This window comes from Trinickia sp. (assembly GCF_051961175.1).
Taxonomy (GTDB): domain Bacteria; phylum Pseudomonadota; class Gammaproteobacteria; order Burkholderiales; family Burkholderiaceae; genus Trinickia.
This window is the reverse complement of sequence record NZ_JBQCDN010000198.1, coordinates 1-14,414: the sequence shown is the minus strand read 5'-3', so window position 1 is coordinate 14,414 and position 14,414 is coordinate 1. Positions and strand designations below refer to the sequence as shown.

13 protein-coding genes and 1 pseudogene are annotated in these 14,414 nt (G+C 61.6%); 3 read left to right on the top strand and 11 right to left on the bottom strand.

Annotated elements, in window-relative coordinates; translation table 11 throughout:
- Positions 1-35 precede the first annotated feature (35 nt).
- Positions 36-653 carry a TetR/AcrR family transcriptional regulator gene (locus tag ACTHL0_RS11780; protein WP_440566916.1) on the bottom strand — a complete coding sequence of 206 codons (618 nt, stop codon included), beginning with the start codon at positions 651-653 and terminating at the stop codon, positions 36-38.
- A gap of 87 nt (positions 654-740) precedes the next feature.
- On the opposite strand from ACTHL0_RS11780, the gene ACTHL0_RS11775 reads away from it, so the two are divergent.
- The 3 genes and pseudogenes from ACTHL0_RS11775 to ACTHL0_RS11765 form a co-directional block, all read left to right on the top strand.
- Positions 741-2,210 carry an efflux transporter outer membrane subunit gene (locus ACTHL0_RS11775; protein ID WP_440566915.1) on the top strand — a complete coding sequence of 490 codons (1,470 nt, stop codon included), beginning with the start codon at positions 741-743 and terminating at the stop codon, positions 2,208-2,210.
- Positions 2,211-2,373: 163 nt separating this feature from the next.
- On the top strand, positions 2,374-3,180 hold the full coding sequence (locus ACTHL0_RS11770) for an oxidoreductase (protein ID WP_440566914.1): 807 nt from the start codon (positions 2,374-2,376) through the stop codon (positions 3,178-3,180).
- Between the two features lie 20 nt (positions 3,181-3,200).
- Positions 3,201-3,421: pseudogene (locus ACTHL0_RS11765) on the top strand (hypothetical protein); the annotation flags it as partial.
- Between the two features lie 19 nt (positions 3,422-3,440).
- On the opposite strand, the gene ACTHL0_RS11760 reads toward ACTHL0_RS11765, so the two are convergent.
- The 10 genes from ACTHL0_RS11760 to ACTHL0_RS11715 form a co-directional block, all read right to left on the bottom strand.
- Positions 3,441-4,568, bottom strand: a complete 1,128-nt coding sequence (locus ACTHL0_RS11760; protein WP_440566961.1) for an aminotransferase class V-fold PLP-dependent enzyme — start codon at positions 4,566-4,568, stop codon at positions 3,441-3,443.
- A gap of 89 nt (positions 4,569-4,657) precedes the next feature.
- Positions 4,658-6,658: a phosphoenolpyruvate--protein phosphotransferase gene (gene ptsP / locus ACTHL0_RS11755; RefSeq protein WP_440566913.1), complete on the bottom strand. Its 2,001-nt coding sequence runs from the start codon at positions 6,656-6,658 to the stop codon at positions 4,658-4,660.
- A 57-nt stretch (positions 6,659-6,715) separates the two neighbouring features.
- Positions 6,716-7,093: a PTS glucitol/sorbitol transporter subunit IIA gene (locus ACTHL0_RS11750; RefSeq protein WP_440566912.1), complete on the bottom strand. Its 378-nt coding sequence runs from the start codon at positions 7,091-7,093 to the stop codon at positions 6,716-6,718.
- 18 nt (positions 7,094-7,111) lie between these two features.
- A complete protein-coding gene (gene srlE, locus ACTHL0_RS11745) occupies positions 7,112-8,140 on the bottom strand; it encodes a PTS glucitol/sorbitol transporter subunit IIB (protein ID WP_440566910.1) in 1,029 nt (342 codons plus the stop codon).
- 27 nt (positions 8,141-8,167) lie between these two features.
- On the bottom strand, positions 8,168-8,722 hold the full coding sequence (gene srlA, locus ACTHL0_RS11740) for a PTS glucitol/sorbitol transporter subunit IIC (RefSeq protein ID WP_440566908.1): 555 nt from the start codon (positions 8,720-8,722) through the stop codon (positions 8,168-8,170).
- A gap of 88 nt (positions 8,723-8,810) precedes the next feature.
- Complete coding sequence (locus ACTHL0_RS11735) at positions 8,811-9,227, bottom strand: transcriptional regulator GutM (protein ID WP_440566906.1); 417 nt, start codon at positions 9,225-9,227, stop codon at positions 8,811-8,813.
- 145 nt (positions 9,228-9,372) lie between these two features.
- Positions 9,373-10,707 (bottom strand): acetoin dehydrogenase dihydrolipoyllysine-residue acetyltransferase subunit, encoded by a 1,335-nt coding sequence (locus tag ACTHL0_RS11730; protein WP_440566905.1) that lies wholly within the window; start codon positions 10,705-10,707, stop codon positions 9,373-9,375.
- A gap of 1 nt (position 10,708) precedes the next feature.
- On the bottom strand, positions 10,709-11,716 hold the full coding sequence (locus tag ACTHL0_RS11725; RefSeq protein WP_440566904.1) for an alpha-ketoacid dehydrogenase subunit beta: 1,008 nt from the start codon (positions 11,714-11,716) through the stop codon (positions 10,709-10,711).
- On the bottom strand, positions 11,713-12,753 hold the full coding sequence (locus ACTHL0_RS11720) for a thiamine pyrophosphate-dependent dehydrogenase E1 component subunit alpha (protein ID WP_440566903.1): 1,041 nt from the start codon (positions 12,751-12,753) through the stop codon (positions 11,713-11,715). Before ACTHL0_RS11720 ends, ACTHL0_RS11725 begins: the two co-directional genes overlap by 4 nt.
- A gap of 10 nt (positions 12,754-12,763) precedes the next feature.
- Positions 12,764-14,095 carry an NAD(P)H-dependent oxidoreductase gene (locus tag ACTHL0_RS11715; RefSeq protein WP_440566902.1) on the bottom strand — a complete coding sequence of 444 codons (1,332 nt, stop codon included), beginning with the start codon at positions 14,093-14,095 and terminating at the stop codon, positions 12,764-12,766.
- Positions 14,096-14,414 lie beyond the last annotated feature (319 nt).

The following is a 14,414-nucleotide window of genomic DNA, read 5'->3' as shown; positions in this document are numbered from 1 at the left end:
AGTGACCAATACAGTCAATGGTCACAATGAAAAATTTATGGGGCCAGGCTTCTGAGGACAAGCCCCGTGAGCTGGATCGTCGCCTCTTCCGCCGAATCGAGATTGTGCTGAAGCAGCAATGGGTTGAAGTACGGCTTCATGACCAGGAAGATGGCGTTCACCGTTTCATCGAGCGGCGTCTTGCGCTCGAATTCCCCCGTTTCGCGCCCCAGCAGCACGATGTCCGACACCTGTTGCCGGATCTGCTGCTCGTAGCCCTTGACCGAAGGCCACGGTGTGCCGGCCGCCACCGCAGCGATGTCGTAAAGCTTGCGGTCCTGGAAGAAGAGTTGGCTCCCAGAGGCCGTCAACACCTTGAAAATACGACGGAATTTGTCCGTTGCGCTGCCCGCCTCGCTGACCGCCCGGTTCACGGTTTCGATGATGGTGGCCAACCGATTGGCGCAAATGACTTCGCCAATTGCCTGTTTGGAGTCAAAGAACTTATAGATGTAAGCCTTGGAAAAACCGATTTCCTTCGCGAGGTCGGAGACGGTGGTCTTTTCGTAGCCGTATCGACTGAAGTATTCGGTCGCGGCATCGACGATCTGTGCGCGGACTTCGTGTTCGGTGGGGCCACGGGATGGCGGTGCGGATGGGGTAGGTTTGTTCATGTCTCCAGCTTAGCTTCTCAGAGAGTGATTGACAACCAGTGACCATATTGTATATTAGTCACCAACGGATCACTTTCGAGGCCCCCCATGTCTTTGCATCGCCCGCTTCTTCTCCTGCTGAGCGCCGCCGTGCTCTCCGCCTGCGCCGTGGGTCCCGACTACCGGCAGCCGGACGTTCCGCTCGCGCAAAGCTACAGGGTGCGGCCTCCGGCCGCCGCGGCTGCTGAGGCTGCGACGCCTGCCGACCTCTCGGTCTGGTGGGAGGGCTTCAACGACCCGCTTCTCACCCGCTATGTGTCGGAAGCCCTCGCCCAGAATCTGGACTTGGCTCAAGCCACCGCACGGATCGATCAAGCTCGCGCGCGCCTGGGTGGTGCGAATGCCGCGCTGCTTCCCTCGGCAACGGTTTCCGCCTCCGCCGCGCGGGCGTATCAATCGATCGATACGCCCGAAGGCCGGCTGCTCAATGCGACGCCCCATTACCAGCGCTGGGGCAGCGAGTACGAAACCGACCTCGAGGCCGGCTGGGAAATCGACGTCTTTGGCGGCTTGCGCAGACAGCGCGAAGCCGCGCTTGCGGATTATTCCTCTACGCAAGCATCGGCCGTTGCCACGCGGCTTTCGGTCGCTGCGCAGACAGCCGACATCTACGTGACGATCCGTGGCCTGCAAGCGCGCCTCGATATCGCAAACGAGCAGGTCAAGACCCAGCAGGATCTACTCGCGAGAGTCAAACTTCTGCACGCGCACGGCGCCGCGGCCGACTATCAGGTTCAACAAGCGCAAGGAACACTCGACCAGGTTCAGGCCACGATACCGCTCCTCGATGCAAGCCTTGATGCGGCGATGAATTCGCTCGACGTCATGCTGGCCTCGCCGCCCGGCACCCACCGCGCGGAGCTGGGCACCGCGGCGCCGATCCCCGCGGTGCCCGCCATTTCCGACATGGGTACCCCGGCCGATCTGCTGCAACGACGTCCCGATCTGATTGCCGCCGAACGTCACCTCGCTGCATCCAATGCGCGGATCGGCGCTGCGATCAGTGAGTACTATCCGAAGCTCTCGCTCTCCGCCATGCTCGGCAGCGCGACGGCGATATCGGCCAGCACGCTCTTTACGGGCGGCGCCACGCAGGCGGCAGGGCTCATAGGATTGCGCTGGCGCCTGTTCGATTTCGGACGCATCAACGCTGAAGTAGGCGAGGCGAAGGGCAAGGATGCGGAGGCGCTTGCAGGCTATCGCCAAGCCGTGCTTCGCGCCACCGAGGACGTCGAGAATTCGCTGTCATTGCTCGTTAATCGACAGGCGCAGACCACCACGCTCGTCCATGCGGAATTGTCTTTGTCGAAGGCAAAGAACGCCTCGGCGGCCGCATACAGCAGCGGCGCGGCCAGCTTTATCGATGTGCTGCACGCCGATGAAACCTTGCTGCAGGCGTCGGATGCGCGAGCGCAGGCGCAAACGGAATCGGCTCGCGCGGCGATTGCGACGTTCAAAGCGCTCGGCGGCGGATGGGACGTGCCGATGCATCGCGCACAGCTTGCATCAGGCAACTAGTCGAGAACGTCCGTTCATTCAGCGTGCAGCCTGCCGGCCTTTCCGAATCATTCCATTCATTTGAATCGCAATGAAAAGTGGCGCCTGCGCGCCTCAACTTGGGCACCACTTGTTCGCGCGATCGATTGAGTGGCGCCCTACCCCACGTATCGGAGTCATTCCCATGAAGAAGAAAACCGTATTGATCACCGGTGCGTCCTCCGGTATCGGAGAGGCGACGGCCAGGACGCTGGCTAACGCCGGCTACCGCGTGTTCGGCGGCGTGCGCAGGCCTGAAGCTGCCACCGCCATTACCGGTGTCGAGTTCATCAAAATGGACGTACAGGATGAAGCTTCCGTCGCATCCGCGGTCCATGCCGTACTCGAAAAGGCCGGACGCATCGACATCCTGATCAACAATGCCGGCGTTGCGCTCGTCGGGCCCGTCGAGGCCACGAGCGACGCCGAGGCAAAGGCGCTGTTCGATGTGAATGTCTTCGGCGTGCTGCGTGTCGTCAGGGCAGTCTTGCCTTCGATGCGCGCCCATCGCAGCGGGTTGATCGTCAATGTCAGTTCCGTACTCGGCTTCCTGCCCGCCCCATTCATGGGCCTTTACGCAGCCAGCAAACATGCGCTCGAAGGTCTGTCGGAATCGCTCGATCATGAAGTGCGCGGCTTTGGCGTGCGAATCGTGCTGCTGGAGCCGAGCTTTACGCAGACGAAGCTGGACACGAATGCAACGTTGACCCGGACCGTCATCGACGATTACGCCACGGCGTTCGCGAAAAGCGCCGATGCGGTACGGCAGCAAGTGACCAGCGCCCCGCCGCCCGATGAGGTAGCGAAAAAGCTGTTGGCGATCGTCGAGGGTAGCCATCAGCTCAGGCGTCCGGCGGACGGCCGGGCGAAGCTGCTCAGCGTCTTGCGCCGCTTTGCGCCTTCCGGGCAGGTGGATAAAAGCCTGCGGCGGGCTTTTGGTCTGCAGGCTTAATGACGCGCGTTCTATTCCCGATGTCGCTCGGATCGCTGCCGCAATCGCGGCTGAAATCGGCGAGCGGCCTGTTCAACTTGATGCGCAATCTCGGTGGTGCGATCGGCAACGCCGTTAGCGCAACGATGCTGAACGACCGGCTGAACTTTCACTAGTATCGCTGTGCTTTGTCGTCGCGCTTGCCGCGGTGATTTTCTCCAAACCGATTTCCGTGGGCGCGCCGCCCCCGGACGCACACTGAGCGCTCCCACGCAATAGCATCAAAGAATCCTGTTCAATGCACTGGCGAACCTGGCAACCGCACCTTCAATATCATGCAGTTTGTCCAAGCCGAACAGTCCGATGCGAAAGGTCTTGAAATCGTCGGGTTCGTCGCATTGCAGGGGAACGCCAGCGGCAACCTGCACGCCGGCATCGGCGAACTTCTTTCCGGATCGGATGCCGTCGTCGTCGGTATAGCTGACGACGACACCGGGTGCCTGAAAACCTTCGGCCGCTACACTCTTGAACCCTTTTTCGGCCAAGAGTGAACGAATGCGCTTGCCGAGTTCGAGCTGCTCGGCCCTCACCTTGTCGAAGCCGTATGCCTCGGTTTCCTTGATGACATCGCGCAACGTCGAAAGGCTGTCCGTTGGCATGGTGGCGTGATAGGCATGTCCGCCGTTCTCATAGGCTTCCATGATCTGCAGCCATTTGCGCAGATCGCAGGCGAAGCTGGTGCTCGTGGTGGCGTCGATTCTCTCGCGGGCGAGCGGCCCGAGCATGACCAACGCACAGCAGGGCGATGCACTCCACCCTTTTTGCGGCGCACTGATCAGGATATCGACGCCGGTGGCCTGCATATCGACCCAGACTGTGCCGGAGGCGATGCAATCGAGGACGAACAAACCGCCGACGGCATGTACGGCGTCGGCCACCGCGCGCAAATAGGCATCAGGCAGTATCATGCCGGATGCGGTTTCGACATGCGGCGCGAAAACGAGATCCGGTTCGTGTTCCTTGATGGCGGCAATTACTGCTTCGATCGGCGCCGGTGCATAGGGGGCCTGCCTTCCGGCTTCGATCGGACGCGCTTTCAATACGGTCGATTCGGAAGGGATACGGCCCATATCGAAGATCTGCGACCAGCGGAAACTGAACCAGCCATTGCGGATGACCAGACACTTCTTGTTCGTCGCGAACTGCCGGGCAACGGCTTCCATGCCGAACGTCCCGCTGCCCGGCACGACAACGACCGATTGAGCGTTATAGACTTTTTTAAGGGCACCGGAGATGTCGCGCATGACCCCCTGGAAGCGCTGCGACATATGGTTGATCGAGCGATCCGTGTAAACCACTGAATATTCGAGGAGCCCTTCGCTGTCAACATCGGGAAGTAAACCTGGCACGCTCGCCTCCGGTAAACGGTGAACAATTTCAGCAGTATCGCTCATTTCGTGTTGAACGCTGCGGCGGGTTCGTCCGGATCGATGCGGCCTCACGCAGCATCGCGCTGGGTCCCTTCAATTTCCGTAATGACCTTCTTCGCACGAAGGATAGCCGAGGGGCTCATGCTCAATTCGTCGACACCGAGGCTGACCAGCGTCGGTATCATCTCCGGCCGCGACGCCGCTTCACCGCACACCCCCACACTGATCTTCGCGCGCCGCGCCGCTTCGCATACGATGCGGATCGCCTGCAACACGGCGAGGTGATCCGTCCGATACAACGAAGCAAGACGGGGATTCATGCGATCGACGGCCATGATGTATTGCGTGAGATCGTTCGTGCCGATCGAGAAGAAATCGGACTCTCTCGCCAAGAGATCCGCCGTCAGCACCGCAGCCGGCGTCTCGATCATGATGCCCAATTTCGGCTGGCCGTGAGCGATGCCTTTTTCGGTCAATTCGCGCGACAAGCGCGCCATGATTGCCTTCGTTCGACGAACCTCTTCGATATCGTCCACCATCGGCAGCATGACGCATAAATTGCCGTGCACCGCGGCCCGCAGCAGCGCACGCAATTGCGGCTCGAATATCTCGGGGCAGTCCAGGCACATGCGAATCCCCCGCCAGCCGAGGAAAGGGTTTTCCTCTTCGGGGAAGCGCACGCCGGGCAGCGGTTTATCCGCGCCCGCATCCAACGTGCGGATGATGACCGGCCATGGTGCGAACGCGCCGGCAAGCGTCGAATACACTTCGTACTGCTCATCTTCGGACGGCACCCGGCGCTGATCCATAAACAGCAATTCAGTGCGAAACAACCCAACGCCCATTGCGCCGGCAAGCTGAGCCGCTTCGATTTCGGCGAGCGATCCGAGGTTGGCCGCAACCTGGATTGTTTGACCATCCTGCGTGCGCGGTTCGACTTCCCGGTATGCAACCAGGCTCGCTTGTGCCTCGCGCTGCGCATCCAACCGCTTCGATATCGCCTGCTCGAATTCCGGCGAATGATCGAGCCACAGTTCGCCTGTTCCGCCGTCGATCGCTACCCGCGCGGCCGAACGCAATACGTCGCGATCCGCCGCCACGCCAAGAATCGCAGGAATCCCGTGCGCACGCGCAAGGATCGCAACATGCGAGGTCGCGCTGCCCGACGTGCAGACGATGCCGAGAATATTCCGCAAATCGGCACGTGCCAGATCGGGCGCACAGAGTTCCTCAGCAAGCACGATGCTGGGGCCGGGCAATTCGCTGAGCGAGGGCAGCGGCTTGCCAAGCAAGGATGCAGCCACCGCCCGCGTCAGCCCGCGAATGTCGTCGGCACGGCTGCGCAGGTACTCATCGGGCAACGTCGCAAATGCCACGGCGAGATCGAGCCCGCATTTCAGCGTTGCAGCTTCGGCGCTCCACTGGGAAGACACCAGCGCCCGGATCGCACCGGCAAAGTCGTCGCTTCGCGCCACTTCGGCGATCGCCTCGAAGATCTCGTCATGCTCGGCTGCATCGCCGCGCGGCGCCAGCATCGCACGCAGTGTGTCCTCGAGTGCCGTGCCGAAGCGGTGCAATTCGCCGGCTACCTCGTGCGGCGCGACGGATTGTCTATCGGCGACGATCTCCTCTCTGAAATAGGCATAGGCCTGCCCGAACGCCAAGCCTTCGCTTGCCGGGACCCCCTTGAATGAAAGGCCCGATCCATCGGCAGACGGCGCGTGGGTGCTCGCTGCATTCGGCGTCGTACCCGGCTGCTCGACAGCAACAGCCGGGCCGCAGTCTCCGGCATCGCCGGTAGCCGGCGCCGAAATACTCGCGTCGGCGAGAAATTCCGCCAGCCGCCCCAGCGCTTCGCGTTCGTCGTCGCCCTCCGCGCGCAAGACGATCTGCTCGTTCTGCTTGATGCCCAACAGCATGAGTTTCACTGCGCTTTTTGCGTCCGCCCAGGCATCCCCTCTGCCAATCTTCAGCGAGCAGGTGAAGCGCTTGGCGAGCTTGGCGAATTGCGTGGCGGGACGCGCGTGCAACCCCTCATGTACTTTGACAACGACTGGTGTCTCCAGCATGACGTGCCCTTTCCAGGATTTGGCAAAACAATCGATTCAACCTCTGCTGAGCAGAGATCACGCGTCGACGATCTCAATGATCGTGCCGCTTTTCATCCCTTCGAAAAGCCGTGCGCAGTCGACTTCCGACACGCATATCTCGCCAGGGCGATCCGCATTGCGCGAGCCGTTGAAATTGAGCACGACGTGGCCCAATTCGCTGACTTTGTTCCATGCCGTCGGCCCCACGGCCGTCACGATCGCCGAGCCTTCCCCGATACGCAGAATGGATCCGATCCGCGGCACGTCGCGGCTCGCCTGCTCCACCCGGTGTAGAACGGACACTTCAGCCAACTCCGGCGGTGCACCGTCGGAGTACAGGATGAGTACACCGCCCTCGAGCAGCGCTTGAACTTCTTCTCCGATCGCCGAGATCACAGTTTTGTAGTAATGCATAGTCGTTCCCGAAATGAATCAAAGGGCGAAACTTGCCACCCATGCGATGAGTACCGAGACCGGTCCCATGATTTGCCGGCTGATGAGCACCGCCGGCACGCCGATGCGGATCGTGTCCGGCTTGGCTTCTCCGAGCGCCATCCCCACCGGCACGAAATCGCAGCCGACTTGCGTGTCGTAGGCGAACAATGCCGGCAGCGCCATCTGCGGCGGCACGGTTCCGTTGCCGATCGCGGGCCCGATGATGGCGGCGCCGATCACCTGCGCGATCACCGCACCCGGGCCCAGTACAGGAGAGAGAAAAGGCAGCCCGCAAATCGCCGACAGAATCACCAGCCCGACGATATTGCCGGCCAGTGGCGACAACACATGCGCGAGCCCGACCCCGACGCCCGTCGAATTGATGATGCCGATCAGCATCGTCACGAACGCCATGAACGGCAGGACGTTCCTGATCACGGTGTCGATAGCCTTGCGGCCGCTGTTGAACAGCACATTGACCACGCCGCCCATCCCGCGCCCGATCGCCGTGATCCAACCGACGATTCCGCCCGAATGGACCGGCTCTGATCCCGCACCGGCGATGGCGGCCGTGGCAGTCGCGCCCGCGGCAGCTGTCGCGGCAAAGGGCGCCGCCATGGCGGCAGGAACGGGTGGCGCCGCATCGTCGTCGATCGCATGCAGACTGGCGAGGTCGACACCCGATACATAGATGTCTTCGGTAATGAACTGCGCCAGCGGCCCCGACTGCCCGACGGGGCTCAGATTGACTGTTGGAATGCGCTTACGCGGATAAACGCCGCATCGTGCCGTGCCGCCGCAATCGATGACTACCGCGGCGATCTCGGATTCAAGCGGCGGATTGCGGAAACCGTCGACCACGACTGCGCCTGTCATTTCCGCGAGCCGCGCGGCCACCTTCGGGATGTCGCCGCCGGTCACGGCCACGATCTTGTTGCGTTCGAGCGTCGGCGTGATGATGAGCGGGCCACCCCAGCCGTTCGGTCCCTTCTCGATCCGTACGGCGCGATAAGTACGTGTGTCCATGTCTTCCTCCAGTGTCTTTTGTGGTGATTAGAGCTTGAGCCCTTCGCGCTTCGCGATCATCCGAGTGATCCCTTCAGTCACGATGCCCTTCAATAGATTCACCACCAGGCCGACACCGAGGTAAAACAGCGCAAGCTTTGGAAGGGAGAATGGCGCGGCGTGATTTTCAGCGAGTTTGGTAATGCCGGCCGCCACCCCGAGCCACACGAACAGCTCTCCCGGGTTGCAGTGTGGGAAAAGGCCGGTAATGGGATGACAAAGCGATACGGCCGAGTCATAAAACGCCGGCTTGTGTTTTTCTTCGAGAAAGACGCCGAATGTATAAGCCATTGGGTTGGTGAGAAAGAACATCGCCAGCAACGGCAACAGCGTATAGCGCGTGATGACATTCTTCGAGAAAAAGCGTGCGAGACCCTGAATGCGTTGCTCGCCAACGAGTGCGATGATCGTATAAACCGCCGTCAACAGTACGATCAATGTCGGCAGAATCCCGGTCACGAAACCAACGAATGTCTTGCCGCCCGCATTGAATACGCCGATAAACGCCTCGGCGGCGTGAGTCATAAAATCCAAAGGATTCATGCTGTTCTCCTGATATGGAACACCGTATTTACTGAGTTATTGTGTAATTGTCGAACTGAAACAAAGGATGCAACGGTAAGAATTTCGGCTAAAACACCTGCGACAGCGACCGCTCCTGGCGTTCGCTTGCCGTCCGGCATGCGACTTCGAATGCTTTTCCCAGCGCCTGCTTTACGCCCGTGGCAAGCGGCGAGACCGCGACACGCCGATTGAAGTCCGTCGCATCGCCACGTAGATCGTCGAGCGCCTTGAAGCGCGCAAAAACGGAGAGGCCCGACATACTGAGGACCTTGCGCACGCGGGCCTCGTCGTCGATGACGACAATGGCAATCGCGCCCCGCCCGAGCCTGGCTTTGAACGAACCCGCCCCGAGAAATCCGCTGTTCCACTCCGCAGCCGTCCTTTGAACGACGCTACGGTAGTGGCGCAACTGCACCCACGAAGCCATGACCTGCAAAGCCCACATCAATGCAAGCAGCAACAAACCAAGCCGGACGAGTTCCATTGCCTGTCTCCTTGCCGTCGCGGCCACTGGCCGAACCCGGCGGGGGCCGGGCGTCGCTCGCGCCCGGCTGTTGAGCGTTGGGTCTACTTATTAATGCATATATCGACGAGGATGTATCGGGGAAGACGCTGAAATGCGCGCGCCGCTAACGCATCAACTGCTCGCGGATCACACATGCCACGTCCCCCGCCGCCTCGATTTGCGGAAGATGCCCGACGCCCGCGAATCGATGTTGCGCAACCGTGCGCGGAAGGCGATCGGCGTGCGCGATCGGCAAGATCCGATCGGCTCCGCCCCATATCACACGCACGGGCATGCGCAAGTCAGACAGCAACGGTGTCAGATCGATCTGCAATCGGCCGTCGCGGAAGAAAGCGGCGGCCATCCGTTCAAGCGTCTGCCGCCTGCCGGGGCGACGGAGTTGCTGTTCGGCCGTGGCAACAAACGCCTCATCGATCAGCGATGCGTCTTGCACGAGTTCCTCCAGCCAGGGGCTTAGCGTGGCACGATCGGTCGATTTCGTCAGGCCGTTGATGAAGGCCCAATTACAACTTTCTCCAACGCCGGCCGGGGCGATCAACGTAAGCGACCGCACGGCGAGCCGCGAAGACGCGGCCAGTTGAGCCGCCACCGCGCCGCCAAACGAGTGCCCGACGAGGTGCGCGGGCTCCGCATATTCTTCCCGCAATACGGCTTCGATCGAATCCGCGATTGAATGCAGCGAGAGCGCATCGCCGTCAGGTGATTTTCCATGCCCCGGCAAATCGATCGCCAGTACACCGATATCGGCAAGCAAACCCGCCTCGCGCATCGCGTGCAAGAGTGGCCGCCAGCTGTTGGATTCGGCGGCGAAACCGTGCACCAGGACGATCGTAGCCGCATTTCCCTCATGCAGCCATATGCGATTGAGGCGAACCGACGAATCTGCCGGACCAGGCGCTTGCTGCAGAAACGACAGCACATCGCTTTTGACGATCCGCCCGTGCGGGCCGGATCCGCTGACTTCCGCGAGTGCTATGCGGCTTTTCCGTGCGATTTGACGGGCGGCCGGCGTCGCCCGGGTTTCCGTCCGGGAGTCCGCCCGCACGTCGCCGGCGGTTGTCGCGGCCAATTCGCGTTCAGCCGGTACGGGAGGCGGTTCGGCGACCGTCGACGAAAACGCGGGCGCTTGCGCAGTGGCAGCCGGCGCCGCTACTTCCGATTCCGGCTCCGATGTCGGCTCCGCTTCCTGCACCGCCTCGCCGCTCGCGTAGATCCAAGCGATAACGGTGCCAACCGGCACGGTGTCTCCCACGCTCGCGCTGACCTTGCGGACGATGCCCGAGGCGGGCGACTCCACTTCCATCGTCGCCTTGCTGGTCTCGATGTCGAACAGCGGCTCGCCCGCTTTCACCGAATCGCCTTCGCTCGCATACCATGCGGTAATCGAGCCCTCTGTCATATCCATGTCAACGCGCGGAAGAATGACCTCTGTCGGCATGTCAGATCCTCCCGCCGACGAGCCGCCGTGCCGCGTCCACGATATCGGCAACTTGCGGCACCGCGGCCCTTTCGAGCTGCGGGTTGTAGGGAAGCGGACAGTCTGCGCCGCCGAGCCGAACGATCGGCGCATCGAGTGCATCGAATGCCGCGCCCTCGCTGACGATCGCCGCCACCTCCGAACCGATGCCCAGTTGCTGCACGCCCTCATACACACACATCAGCCGCGATGTTTTCCGGACGCTATCGATAATCGTCTGACGATCAATGGGACGGATACTACGCAGATCGACCACCTCGACGTCGATCCCGTCCTGCGCCAGGGTCTCGGCGGCTTCCAGTGCACGCACGCTCATGATCGATGTTGCAACGATCGTCGCGTCGGTGCCGGGCCGCCGAATCACCGCCTTATCCAGCGGTTCGAGGTAGTAGCCCTCCGGGACAACGCCCTTGCTCTTGTACAGCAGCTTATGTTCGAAGATCATCACCGGATCGGGATCGTCGAGCGCGGCGAGCAACATCCCTTTCGCGTCGCGCGGTGTGCTGGGCTGAACGACCTTGAGACCCGGTACATGTGCGAACCATGCTTCGAGGCTTTGGCTGTGCTGCGCCGCGGCGCCCGTCCCCGAGCCGGCCGGGAAACGCATGACGACCGGTACCGAGACACCTCCGCCCAACATGTATCGCATCTTCGCGGCCTGATTGACGATCTGCTCCATCGCCAGTGTGGCGAAATCCGAGAACTGGAATTCATAAACGGGCCGCATGCCGGTCATTGCGGCACCCACCGCAATGCCCGCACCGGCAAGCTCGGCAATAGGCGTATCCATCACGCGCTCGGGACCAAAACGCTCGTAAAGGCCACCCGTCACCTGAAAAGCGCCGCCATATACGCCGATATCCTCTCCCATCAGGAAAACCCGATCGTCGCGTTCGAGTGCAATCGCGAGCGCTTCGTTGATCGCCTGCGCGTAGGTCAGTTCACGCGCCTGGCTCGTTGCCGTATTCATTGTGGTATTCCTTGTCGCGTCGATTCCGGTGCGCCCGTATAGACATCGCGCGTGAGTTCGTCGATGAGAGGCGAAGGACTTTCCTGGGCGAATTCGAGGCCGGCCTTGATCTCGTCCTCCACCTCCGCCCGCATGGCTTGCACCGCTGCAGCATCGATGAATCCGCTTTCCAGCAGCTGCTTTTCGAAGAAGGTGATCGGATCGCGCGCTCCCCACGATTCGATTTCCTCGCGCGTGCGGTAGCGGTTGCGATCGCTTTTCGAGTGGCCGCGAATGCGATAAGTCTCACACTCGATCAGCGTCGGCCCGCCGCCGCCCCGCGCGCGCGAAATGGCCTCGTCGGCGACTTGCAGCACATCGCTCAAACGGTTGCCGTCGACGGTCACGCCAGGCATGTCGTACGATGCCGCACGTTGCGAAACGTGGGTCACCGCCGTGGAGCGCTCGACCGACATCGACATCCCGTATCGGTTGTTTTCGCAGACGAAGATGACGGGCAGATTCCAGATCGCCGCAAAATTCAACGATTCGTGGAAAGCGCCTTCGTTGTTCGCGCCGTCCCCGAAGAAACACACGACGACCGAATCGCGGCCCTGCTTTTTGATCGAGAGCCCGGCCCCCACGGCAATCGGAAGCCCGCCGCCGACGATGCCGTTGGCACCCAGATTCCCGCGGCTGACGTCGGCGATATGCATCGAGCCGCCCCGGCCATGACAGTAGCCGGTTTCCTTACCGAAGAACTCGGCGAACATCCGCTTCGGATCCGCGCCTTTACCGATGCAATGGCCGTGGCCGCGATGCGTGGATGTGATGTAGTCGTCGTCGTTCAGCAGCATCGTCATGCCGATCGCCGACGCTTCCTGCCCGATCGACAGGTGCATCGTGCCGTGAATGAGCCCGCGCATATAGGCCTGTTCCGCGCTCTCTTCGAAACGACGCACGAGAATCATCTTTTTGAGCGCATCGCGCAGCGCCGCTTCCGGAACGTTCCGGAAGATTGCGGGCATGCCGTCGACTTTGTCTTCAACGTATCCCATGAATCGCCCCTTAAGCAGCCGCTCGGCGCGCGCCGAGCACCATCTCGTCCTGCAACTGGCGCAGGCGTACGATCGCCGCGTTCGGATCGACGGAGCAGTTTTGCCTCGTCAGCAGCTCGCCTTTCCGGATCGGCTGCTTGACGGTGCCGCCTTCGAGCAAGCCGCACGGAACCGCGTCCTTCGCGAAGGCATCGTCGGCTGCCAATGCCCACGCGCGATAGGTGTATTCGCCGATCGCATCCAGATGCTCGCCCGGCTTGAGATCGCGTTTCGCCACGGCACACACTTCCACGACGGGTACCGGCAGTGGCCGCATGTCGGCTTTGCCATAGAGTGCGGCGCGCGCGCAACTGAGCGGCACCTCGAGACTCGTCAGGTGATAGGGGCGATAGAAGGTGTAGTACGGTCCCTTGCCGAGCTTCAGATCGTGCATGCGCTCGCGTAGACGCGGATGCGCCAGTTCGGCCACGACGAACACGCCCGGGGCCACACCCTTGCCGATCGTGTAGTCGACCACCCCTTTGCGGCTGAGAATGCCGCCATCCGCAACGGGGCACAACACGTCGTGAAGTTGGTCCAGTGTGGCCGACGGGCCATGCATGCCCGGAACGTCCGGCACGAGACCGGTCGCATTGCCGATGGCCGCCATTTCCACCGCGGTCTTCGAACCATCGACGAATTCCACGAGCATGCGAGGGTTCATGTTGCGCGCTTTGGCTTCCGCGGCGTAGTCGTCAGGCGTCGCATCGACGTTCAGCGGATTGTTCTTCCCTTTGCCGGCGGCGACGATCGGATAACCCAGTGCGCTCACGAAATCGATCAACTCGATGGTCGAACTCGGCTCATCGCCGGCGCCGAGGGTGTACACCACGCCCAGGCGTTCGGCCTCGCGGCGCAGGTAGGCGCCGATCGTCACATCCGCCTCGACGTTCATCATGACGAGATGCTTGCCATGCTCCATCGCGAGCAGGCCGATTTGCGCGCCCACGGCGGGTTTGCCGGTGGCATCGATAACGACATCGATCTGATCATGCGTGCAGATCGACGCCGCGTCCTGGGTAATGGCGATGGCGCCCGACTCGATCGCCTTCGAGATGCCGCTCCCGCTGTCCACCACGCGGTAACCATCGTCGGCTTGACGTGCCACGCGCACTGCGTCGCATGCTGCCTCGACGCGCAAATCGGCGATCGCACCGATCTCGAGCCCTTGCATGTGCCCCACCTGAGTGACGATGTCCGTGCCCATTTCTCCGGAACCGATCAAGCCGATCCGGATAGGCTTGCCCGCTTGCGCGCGAGCCTGCAGAGAGGCAGCGAGGCCGCTTGGGATGATGTTCAACATCAGCAATATCTCCTGAAATTAGGGCCCGTGCAGGCGCCGAACCTGGCTTTTCCCGAGAAGGCGGCGCTCGCCTTCAGCGGATCCGCCATATCGGTTTCTTGGGTTGTTGCGTGTACATTTGTCTTTTATACTAGTCATATGTTCACGCAAGGGCAAGCGCCAACACGACGAAAAGTCGTTTCTCAGGGTAAGTTCGGATGAGGTGGGAAAAGCGAGGGAACGAGGGAAGGATGTCGCGGGCCGCCCGGGAGGGCGGCGCGGGGCCGGCGGACTGTTAAAAGTTGGTTCCGGGGCGACGAGGGCAGTTAGGCCCCCCCCG

Coding starts and splice junctions, on each gene's coding strand:
- ACTHL0_RS11775 (WP_440566915.1), top strand. CDS start 741: ATGTCTTTGCATCGCCCGCTTCTTCTCCTGCTGAGCGCCGCCGTGCTC.
- ACTHL0_RS11720 (WP_440566903.1), bottom strand. CDS start 12,753: ATGGGATACGTTGAAGACAAAGTCGACGGCATGCCCGCAATCTTCCGG.
- ptsP (WP_440566913.1), bottom strand. CDS start 6,658: ATGCTGGAGACACCAGTCGTTGTCAAAGTACATGAGGGGTTGCACGCG.
- ACTHL0_RS11715 (WP_440566902.1), bottom strand. CDS start 14,095: ATGTTGAACATCATCCCAAGCGGCCTCGCTGCCTCTCTGCAGGCTCGC.
- srlE (WP_440566910.1), bottom strand. CDS start 8,140: ATGGACACACGTACTTATCGCGCCGTACGGATCGAGAAGGGACCGAAC.
- ACTHL0_RS11725 (WP_440566904.1), bottom strand. CDS start 11,716: ATGAATACGGCAACGAGCCAGGCGCGTGAACTGACCTACGCGCAGGCG.
- ACTHL0_RS11730 (WP_440566905.1), bottom strand. CDS start 10,707: ATGCCGACAGAGGTCATTCTTCCGCGCGTTGACATGGATATGACAGAG.
- ACTHL0_RS11750 (WP_440566912.1), bottom strand. CDS start 7,093: ATGCATTACTACAAAACTGTGATCTCGGCGATCGGAGAAGAAGTTCAA.
- srlA (WP_440566908.1), bottom strand. CDS start 8,722: ATGAATCCTTTGGATTTTATGACTCACGCCGCCGAGGCGTTTATCGGC.
- ACTHL0_RS11735 (WP_440566906.1), bottom strand. CDS start 9,227: ATGGAACTCGTCCGGCTTGGTTTGTTGCTGCTTGCATTGATGTGGGCT.
- ACTHL0_RS11780 (WP_440566916.1), bottom strand. CDS start 653: ATGAACAAACCTACCCCATCCGCACCGCCATCCCGTGGCCCCACCGAA.
- ACTHL0_RS11770 (WP_440566914.1), top strand. CDS start 2,374: ATGAAGAAGAAAACCGTATTGATCACCGGTGCGTCCTCCGGTATCGGA.